Origin of the sequence: Flavobacterium sp. W22_SRS_FP1 (genome assembly GCF_052113685.1) — a bacterium.
In the GTDB taxonomy this organism is placed as follows: domain Bacteria; phylum Bacteroidota; class Bacteroidia; order Flavobacteriales; family Flavobacteriaceae; genus Flavobacterium.
Map to the genome: position 1 here is coordinate 1 of NZ_JBGQOE010000063.1, position 1,557 is coordinate 1,557.

Below are 1,557 nucleotides of genomic sequence, written 5' to 3' on the forward strand. Positions count from 1 at the left end.
TGGTCTAACCCCCTAATAATCGGACTTTAACATTTTAAGTTTTACAAACATACAAAATAAGTAAATATCTTTGCTTTGCAAGGAACAAACAAGGGCGAGTTTTATACCGATGTTTGTAGAGATGTTTCAGGCCTGATCATTTCTTTTTTATTAAAATTCAGTTCATCCGCCGAAAAAGGCAGAATCACTAAATTTTGCAAGGAACTGCACTTCAAGCTCGTATTGCCCGATATTTGATTATAAGGTATCTTGAGTTTGAATTTTATCTTCCATTTTATTTCGTCTCTGTTTTGTTCGATTAGTCCTTTGTTCCAACATTCTAAAAAGATATTTGGAGGCAAATTACACACCGATGAATGCAAGCGTTCATTATTGTATTTTTCATAGAATAGCGTCAAAACCTCTTCTAATTCGTCGATCGACCAAAAATTAAAAGGGCGTAGTTTTTTTGCCAAAATCGCATGAAAACTTTCAATATGACCATTTTCTTGTGGCGTATATGGATGTGTAAATACTTGGTTGAGATAGTTCTCTTTAAAAAATTCCTGAATCAACTTTGCAGAGAACCGACTATCATTATCATTGCGAACCTCAATATTAATTCCTCTTTCCAAGCAATTATTTGGCTGTAAATGATTGATTATAATATGTTCCCAAGCACGTTTTACATCCTGTTTTTTTATAGAATAGGCAACCATCCAGTGCAAGACAATGCGGGTAAAAGTGTCAATGGTCGTCAAAACATAACAATGCATTTTGTACTGCTCTACCCAAACAAATTTGATGTCCATTTCCAGGACTTCAAAAGGCTGACTTGGAAAAACCTTGCGGTATTTTACCCTAGTCTTAGAAGGTTTTTGATGTTTTTCCTGTAACAATTGAGCTTCTTTCATCAATCGATATACTTTCTTATGATTGATGTTATAACCCTTGATTTGCAATGCAGTTTTCATTTTTTGATAGCCATAATCGGTGTCTGAATCTTGGTGAACTTGCTTCATTTCTTGGGTAACAAAATCATTGGAAACTTCCGCTTTTTGTCCATAACTATCGGTGTAAAATGTATTAATAGAACAAACTCGACCTTGCTTGGTTTTCTTCTTTTGATAATAATATTGATGTTTTGTTATCCCAGATATTTGAAAAGCTACTTCTGCTTTCAAGCCTTGAAAAATGTAACTTCTCACAATCTCTTTTTTTTCTCCAAGGCTAATTTCTTTTTTAACAATTCGTCTTTTAATTTGCCTTCTAATTCCTTTTGGATAACAATCTCTTTTAGCAGCTTATTTTCTTTTTCCAGTTCTCGAATGCGTTTAAGTTGGTCTGGGGTCATTCCATGAGAAAAACCCTCTTCGCCCATTGTTTCCATTTTCTTTTTCCAAGCATAATAACTCGCAGGAAAAACCGAGTATTTCTCTAGTGTCTGTTTAACGCCTTGTTCTGAAGCTTCTTTTATGATTTTTAGCTTCTCTTCTTTGGTGAATTTTCGTTTTTCCATCGTACAAAATTATAGTTTTTGATTTATAATTGTGTCCGATTATTTAAGGGGTCAATACA

General features: G+C 33.8%; 2 protein-coding genes. Both read right to left on the bottom strand.

What is annotated here, in order from left to right; genetic code table 11:
* Nucleotides 1–101: 101 nt before the first annotated feature.
* The gene (locus ACEN2H_RS15570) at nt 102–1,187 is read right to left on the bottom strand and encodes a transposase (RefSeq protein ID WP_441733969.1); all 1,086 of its coding nucleotides are present in this window, start codon (nt 1,185–1,187) and stop codon (nt 102–104) included.
* Nucleotides 1,184–1,498, bottom strand: a complete 315-nt coding sequence (locus ACEN2H_RS15575; protein ID WP_441733971.1) for a transposase — start codon at nt 1,496–1,498, stop codon at nt 1,184–1,186. The genes ACEN2H_RS15570 and ACEN2H_RS15575 overlap by 4 nt, the downstream gene beginning before the upstream one ends.
* Nucleotides 1,499–1,557 lie beyond the last annotated feature (59 nt).

Excerpts from the sequence above, each read along its gene's own strand:
- ACEN2H_RS15575 (WP_441733971.1), bottom strand. The coding sequence starts at position 1,498 with ATGGAAAAACGAAAATTCACCAAAGAAGAGAAGCTAAAAATCATAAAA.